The sequence below is a fragment of the Corynebacterium sp. HMSC061H03 genome, assembly GCF_001838215.1.
GTDB lineage: Bacteria > Actinomycetota > Actinomycetes > Mycobacteriales > Mycobacteriaceae > Corynebacterium > Corynebacterium jeikeium_D.
Genome location: NZ_KV836076.1, coordinates 1 through 6,888, shown reverse-complemented (window position 1 = coordinate 6,888; position 6,888 = coordinate 1). Strand labels below are relative to the sequence as shown.

At 60.8% G+C, this 6,888-nt stretch carries 5 protein-coding genes; 2 read left to right on the top strand and 3 right to left on the bottom strand.

Annotation, left to right across the window (positions count from 1 at the left end):
- The first annotated feature begins 101 nt into the window (after window positions 1–101).
- On the top strand, window positions 102–1,244 hold the full coding sequence (locus HMPREF2787_RS07885) for an alpha/beta hydrolase (RefSeq protein ID WP_070858947.1): 1,143 nt from the start codon (window positions 102–104) through the stop codon (window positions 1,242–1,244).
- A gap of 130 nt (window positions 1,245–1,374) precedes the next feature.
- Here the strand turns inward: HMPREF2787_RS07885 and HMPREF2787_RS07880 are convergent, their stop codons facing one another.
- The 3 genes from HMPREF2787_RS07880 to HMPREF2787_RS07870 form a co-directional block, all read right to left on the bottom strand.
- Complete coding sequence (locus tag HMPREF2787_RS07880; protein ID WP_070858946.1) at window positions 1,375–2,016, bottom strand: DUF3239 domain-containing protein; 642 nt, start codon at window positions 2,014–2,016, stop codon at window positions 1,375–1,377.
- Between the two features lie 25 nt (window positions 2,017–2,041).
- Window positions 2,042–3,745, bottom strand: a complete 1,704-nt coding sequence (locus tag HMPREF2787_RS07875; RefSeq protein WP_070858945.1) for a DNA repair helicase XPB — start codon at window positions 3,743–3,745, stop codon at window positions 2,042–2,044.
- A 148-nt stretch (window positions 3,746–3,893) separates the two neighbouring features.
- Window positions 3,894–6,410, bottom strand: coding sequence for a helicase-associated domain-containing protein (locus HMPREF2787_RS07870; RefSeq protein ID WP_070858944.1), 2,517 nt, complete (start codon window positions 6,408–6,410; stop codon window positions 3,894–3,896).
- Window positions 6,411–6,484: 74 nt separating this feature from the next.
- On the opposite strand from HMPREF2787_RS07870, the gene HMPREF2787_RS07865 reads away from it, so the two are divergent.
- Window positions 6,485–6,673, top strand: a complete 189-nt coding sequence (locus HMPREF2787_RS07865; protein ID WP_016423317.1) for a hypothetical protein — start codon at window positions 6,485–6,487, stop codon at window positions 6,671–6,673.
- Window positions 6,674–6,888 lie beyond the last annotated feature (215 nt).

Here is a 6,888-nt window from a genome sequence, read left to right as displayed (position 1 = left end):
CTTTTGTACCTACGGGTAAACGGAATTAACTAGGCAACGATTAGATCCTGGGTTTCCTCTTTCGGTGAATCCTCGTTGGCTCTCTGTGGCAGACTGTCTCTATGACTAATCAGACACCTAACTCCGATGTGGTTAACCTCGCTTCTTCTGAGGACGAGGCTCAAGACAGCTTCACTCCCGTAACGACCGAGGAAGGTAAGCTGCAACAGCTTATTGAATGGCTCGAAGAACACGTCTCGGCCTATTCTTACTTGAGCGAGATTGTCCCCTTGGGTGCCTCTGAGGAAGACATTAAGAAGGCTCGTGCGTCAGTCAATGACCGCGGCGCTCGTATGCCAGACGCCATTATTCACGGTTCGATGATGGTCCTGGGGGCGGCTGTCAACCATTCTTCGCCATACCTTGCGTATGCCGACGGCAAGGTAGAGGTGACGGATACGATGGTGGGGGATAGTCCTAGCGTTCCGGTGCGGGTTTTTGTTCCGGAGGATCCAACCGGATCTGTGGTAGTTGCCGCACACGGCGGCGCTTTCTGGATGGGCGACGGCAGTCTGCGTGAGAATTCCTTCGGCCCAAATATGGCTGCCCTGGCAGCCCGATCGGGCGCAATTGTTGTGGATGTGGATTACCGGCTCGCGCCAGAGCACAAGGTATCTGAGGCCGTCAATGACATTGCACGGGTAGTCGCATCTGTCGCAGATGATTCGTTGCAGCTTCAAAAATTGGGTGCAATGCCCATCAGTGATCAGAACCCGATAGTTCTCTATGGTGTCTCTTCAGGCGGGCACAATGTTGTTTCCGCGGTAGACCAGATTAGTCAAGACACTCCGGTTGCTCTGTTGCTCGTTGCCCCGGCTCTAGACCTGCGTGGTGCTCCTGCGGTGTGGTTGCAGGCATTCTTCGGCACCTCTGATGATTCGGCAAAGGAAGTGTCACCGGGATTGCATGAGCCGTCGCGAAGCATGCGTGTCCACGTTCAGGCGGCCTCCCGCGATACTGTTGTTCGGCCAGCTACCGAGTACCTGAAGAAGGTCGAGGAGGCAGGGGGAGAGGCCTCTCAGGCGGAATTCTTGGCAACTCACCAGATTGCGGTTCCAAAGGTTCAGCGAGAACAGATTACGGACGCGGCGCGGTTCATTCTAGAGGCCACTCACACGGAACGTGAGCTGCCAGAGGACCCGGCAGGTGAATACGATAAGGAAGCGATTGACCGGCAGAACGAAGAGTCCTGGGGCAAGAGCTAGTCAACTCGTTCCAGTTCCCAATGACGCTCTCGCTGTGCATGTGAGCACCGCGGAGGGGAGCGCTGCTAAGGGAAATCGGGGCGGGGCTAGAACAGCTCAGTGCCAAAAGGTCGGGGCTAACAGCCCCCGACTAGTTCAGCGGCAGGAGGTTGCGCTTCGTTGCGTGTACCTCTTCCACCCGGTCGATGTTGCGTTCGAGCACATTCCAATCGTTGACAGGAATATTGCGCTGGGCTTGGGCAATGATTGACTTGTCTGGAGTGGACCACGCGAGCGGCACTGGGGTGATCTCATCGTAGAACTCGGTGCGGCTCTTGTGTGTACCGGCCACAGCAACAGCTGGCACCTTCGCGCCCACGCGGCGGGGAACACCGGAAATCGTGGTGACCGTACGTGTAGCCAGGGCCGGGACGGGCTCGCCATCGGAGGGGTTTTTACGCATGTCCACCAGGGTCATCAGCACCATGGTCCGCTCATCCACACGCGCAATCATGGCCGGAACCAGCGGGGATTTGTCGTAAAGCTCTTGCGGATCCTTAATTGCGCGTCGCACCTGGAAGGTAACGCCGACGTAGAGAGCTGCGAGGGCGAAAAGCACAACCGCGCTGCCGATAACAAACGGCGTGCGGTCGAAAACTATTAGAACCAGCACAGCGCCGACGAGCAGCAGAGCAGAGAAAATGCCGGAGGAGATGAGCAGTCGGCGGGCATCGCGGTAGTACTCGTTGTTGGCGTTGGTGTGCTCGCGGTTGACGGGGAAGTGAAAGTTCATGGCAGTCCTTTAGTTATCCAGTTTTCTAGGATTCCGAGCTAGCGGTGGAATCACCGGGCAGGGAGGGCCCGAGGTACTCGTCTGCGTCGACGATTCGGTAGGCGTAGCCCTGTTCCGCCAGGAAACGCTGGCGGTGAGCTGCGTATTCGGTATCGAGCGTATCGCGAGTCACCACCGAGTAAAAGACGGCGCCACCACCATCGGACTTCGGGCGCAGGAGACGCCCCAGGCGCTGTGCCTCCTCCTGTCGGGAACCGAAGGTGCCGGAGATTTGCACGGCGACAGAGGCTTCGGGAAGGTCGATGGAAAAGTTCGCAACCTTGGAGACCACCAGCGTGTTGATCTCGCCGCGCCGGAACTTCCCAAAGAGCTCCTCGCGTTTGGTGTTGGACGTCTTTCCTTCGATGACGTCGACGCCGAGCTCTTCGCCGATCTCTTCGAGCTGATCCAGGTAGGCACCAATCACCAGAGCGGGTTCGCCCTCGTGTCGGGCAAGGATTTGCTTGACGACGGGAATCTTCGTCGGCGTCGTTGCGGCCAGACGATACCTGTCGGAGGCCTCAGCCGTGGCGTAGAGCATGCGTTCGGACTCGGTTGGGGTCACGCGGACCTCAACGCAGTCAGCCGGTGCGATCCAGCCCTGGGCTTCGATGTCTTTCCACGGGGCGTCGTAGCGCTTCGGGCCGATCAGGCTGAAGACGTCTCCCTCGCGGCCATCTTCGCGCACCAGGGTAGCGGTGAGCCCCAGTCGACGGCGCGACTGCAGATCCGCACTCATTCGGAACACAGGAGCGGGCAGGAGGTGGACCTCGTCATAGATGATGAGGCCCCAGTCGCGGGAATCGAATAGCTCGAGTGCGCGGTATTCTCCCTTAGTCTTGCGCGTGACCACTTGGTAGGTCGCAATGGTGACGGGGCGAATCTCCTTCTTTTCGCCGGAGTATTCGCCGATTTCGTCTTCGGTCAGCGAGGTGCGTCGCAGCAGCTCGTCGCGCCACTGCCTGCCGGCGACGGTGTTGGTGACCAGAATCAAAGTGGTGCGCTGCGCGTCTACCATGGCCGCTGCACCGACGATTGTTTTGCCTGCGCCACAGGGCAGCACCACGACGCCGGAGCCGCCTTCGCGGAAGGAATCAGCCGCCATGCGTTGGTAGTCGCGCAGTTCCCAGGTGTCGTGGCCTCCGGTGCCCTGATCCTGCCAAGCGATGGCGTGTGCCTCACCGTCGATGTAGCCGGCGGTGTCATTGGCAGGCCAACCGACCTTCAGCAGCTCCTGTTTGATTCGGCCTCGCTCGGAGGGGTGCACGGTCCAGGTGTCGGCATCGATTTGCTCGCCGAGCATCGGACGAATCTTTTTGTGCTTGGTCACCTCGGCCAGTACCGCAGGGTCGTGTGAAACCAGAATAAGGCCGTGAGCTGGATGCTTGGTCAGGCTCAGGCGACCGTAGCGGTCCATGGTCTCCGCGACGTCGATAAGCAGCGGCTGTGGGACGGGGAACTTGGAGAAGCGCTCGAGGACATCGACCACCTGCTCCGCGTCGTGACCGGCGGCGCGGGCATTCCACAGCGCCAGCGGGGTGATGCGGTAGGTGTGCACATGTTCAGGAGCACGTTCGAGCTCCGCGAACGGTGCCAGCGCCGCGCGTGCCGCATCCGCCTCCGGATTATCGACCTCCAGCAGCACCGTCTTATCCGATTGGACGATCAGCGGACCCGTACCGAAACCCATTATTTCCTCGCCTCGCAGACATTCGACCAAAAATAAGCTAAAGGTCAATTCTGCCACGATTACGCAGAAGATGCGGCACGGGCTCGAATCATCCCGAACCGCCACATTCGCTTCTGCATCGCTTTACGACGGTCCGCGCGCCCGCCGCCTAGTCGACAGGATGTACTTCGGTAATGCGATGCAGCAGGAAGCGCAGCACTTGGCTGGTGGCCGGGTCGATTGCATCGACCTGCCCACCGGAGACGGTGACTGGGCGCACGCGCTTGCGGCCGGGTTTGCCGTTGCGGTCAACGTAGCTCAAATACAGGTCGTCACCGTGGCGAGCCGCGCGCTGCAGGAGCTTGAACGCTTCGGTGCCGGAGGCGTAGTCGCTCGTGCCACCGGTGCTAGCGCTGGCACCGGCAGCCGTGCCCGTACCTGTCGCCGAATCCGCAGCCGAGCCAGAGACCCCAGCAGTGTTGCCACTGGCTGCAGTGCCACTGGAACTACCAGCGTGCTCAGCAGCACGGTTGCCATCGGCAATAGCCGTCAACGCCTGGCTGATGCGTTCCGGTTCGGGCATCGTTGTACGCGCAGTAGGCACCGGAGCTGGCGCCTCAATGCGGCAGGGAGCGCGACCGAGATCCAGCACCAAACCCTCTGCATCTTCGGCGATGATGGAAAAGCCCGCATTTCTAGCGGTCTCAATCACCTGGGCAAGCGGGGCCTGGCTAATTAGCACCGTTTCGGCAATCTTCCGCAACGCCAGGCTTTGCCCAGCCTGGTGACTCTGGAATGAGGCCAGCAGGGCCGGATCGTCACAGCGGATAAACGAAGCTGCGGGGCCACCGCGGAGACGACCGTGGCGGCGGGCGACGTCGTCAAGCAAATAGGTAATGGACTGCGGCACCTCGCCGACGGCGTAGCGCGAAAGAAACTCCGAGATATCGGCGGCATTGATGCCGGCGTCGAGGGCATCGCGAAGGCTGTCTTCGGTCACGCGGTAGACGCTGGCGAGGCCGGGAGATTCCAGCTGCGCAATCGAACTGAGCATGCGTTCCATCTCCGGGGATGCGGGGCCCGGTACGACGATGGTGTTGTCCGCCTGAACCATCAGGTACGAGGCGTTCGGCGGCAAGAGGTTGTTACAGGCGGCACGCAGATCGTCGAAGGCCTCGGCGGTACCGGATTCGATGAGCGCGACCATGGCTTTGCCGACCTCGCTAAGGCCGACGGAAATCGTTTCCACGCCCGGGTCCCGCACGACGATGCCGAGGGCGACCAGCTCGTCGACCACGCCACTGAGCGTCTCGTCCGTGCACCTCGCGTTGGTAATCGGGTAGTAGTAGGCGGCGCATTCACGCAGGTCAGTCAGAGCAACGATGTCGTTGTCGCTTGCCGACGACGCCACCTGCGCACAGCAGGCCAGCACCATTTCCCGGATTGACGGTACCCCGGAGAGCCGAGCTTGTGGGGAGAGTAGAGCAATGCGCTTGCCTTCCTCATTGAGCTGGTCGACCCGCCAGGGAGCTGCGTCGCTAGTGCGAGTGCCGACCGTCAAACTCACCCACCGGTCAACCAGATCGGCGTCGAGGAAGCCGTCGGCTGCCAGCGTGGGGGCGAAATAGTCACCACCGCTGTCGTGCAGTGGCAGCGGATGCGGAGTGCCGACATGAACCAGGCCCGCTGCACTGAGGTTAGCCACGCCGCGAGCCAACTCCGAGATGTCGACGCCGAGCTCCTCGATGAGACTGCGGGTTTCCCGCACTCCGATGACACCGTTTTTCAAGGTCGGCGCGGGGTCGGTTCCCAGCAAGTCCAGCAGGTCAGTCGCCTGTCGCAAAGTTTCCCAGGCAGTGGCGGCAGCACGGTCGTTACCGCTGGCGATCACGTGGGTAGCGGGGGTTTCGGGGCGCAGGGGGACGTCGTCGTCGGCAAGCCCGACTCCACGCATAAGCGCGCGAACGGTGGCGGGCAGGCGAACGGTGCCCTTGTCGATGCGTTCGAGCAGGCCGGCGTTGATGAGCGCTGGGACCGGCAGCGAAGGGTCGGCATCCGGATGAGCGTCCTTTGTGACGCCGAGCCCTCCGGAGTTGGCGAGGGTATCCAGGAGACGCTGTTGCCTGTCTGTGACCTCGGTGAGTGCCGTGCGTAGCTGGCTGCGGCTGGGGCCATCGGGATTGGGCAGAAGATACCAGCCAGGTGGCAACGAGGTGGCGACCTCATCGCTGAGGCAGAAGTAGTCCTGCCAGGGCAGAGGCTTCTTGCGGGTGGACTTGCCGGTGAAGGTGCCGCGGGGGCCGGGACCGTTGCCCCAGATGAGTCCGTATTCGCGCAGGGTATCGAGGCTTGTCCGAATATGCGTGGCCGTGGGCCGTTGATTGGCGGGAACCTCTGCTCGAGAGAGTAAGTCGAGAATGTAGTCGATGAGGGCGTCCGCAGTGACGGGTTCGGCGTCAGCACCGAGGTCGGCGGCGGCCTCAATGCAGGCGAGCTCCAGTGCGGGCAGTCTGGTCAGCGCGCGGGAGACAGAAGCGCGGAGCTGGAGCCTTGCCGCTAGCACCTGGGAAGACTTCGGCGGTGGCGACAGCGCATCGGGGCGATTGCTGAGGATAGTGCCCACAAATTGGTCTGGTTGACCTGCCAGCCAGTCGGAAAAGAGTGCAAAGGGGGTGGTGCTAGTCATGACAATCCCCACTTTAGTGAGATTTAAGGAGGGGAGAAGGTGACTGGGGAGAAAATTTTTGGGATAATCTCAGCATGGCTAACGTTGCAAAGAAATCCTATGTCGATCCCGGCTGGCCGAAGGACCTCGAGCCTGGTCAGCACGCTGTTACTGAACTGATTGCTCACCACGCTGGTGCAGATTCGCCTTTCGGCGACATTGAGTTCCCGGTTGATCCGGAGACTCTGGGTTACGTGCACCCGACCACGGTGATTAACAAGTAATCTTTTAGGTTCTTAGCAGAGCTACATCTGCTGGAGGCCCGCAGCCGTGACTGCTAGTTCAGTCGTGGCTGCGGGTTTTCACATCAGTGGCCTCGGGGGCTTGAGTAGTGGGGGCTTGAAGTGGGCGGGGGCTTATTCAAGCCCAGTTTTTTTGGCCAATCCACCGGAATGGCCCCATGGATGCGGGCTGCAAATGTGAAACTGTGTAAGTTTAT

Bases quoted from the DNA above. Each gene is read 5' to 3' on its own strand.
- HMPREF2787_RS07885 (WP_070858947.1), top strand. From the start codon at position 102: ATGACTAATCAGACACCTAACTCCGATGTGGTTAACCTCGCTTCTTCT.
- HMPREF2787_RS07880 (WP_070858946.1), bottom strand. From the start codon at position 2,016: ATGAACTTTCACTTCCCCGTCAACCGCGAGCACACCAACGCCAACAAC.
- HMPREF2787_RS07875 (WP_070858945.1), bottom strand. From the start codon at position 3,745: ATGGGTTTCGGTACGGGTCCGCTGATCGTCCAATCGGATAAGACGGTG.
- HMPREF2787_RS07870 (WP_070858944.1), bottom strand. From the start codon at position 6,410: ATGACTAGCACCACCCCCTTTGCACTCTTTTCCGACTGGCTGGCAGGT.
- HMPREF2787_RS07865 (WP_016423317.1), top strand. From the start codon at position 6,485: ATGGCTAACGTTGCAAAGAAATCCTATGTCGATCCCGGCTGGCCGAAG.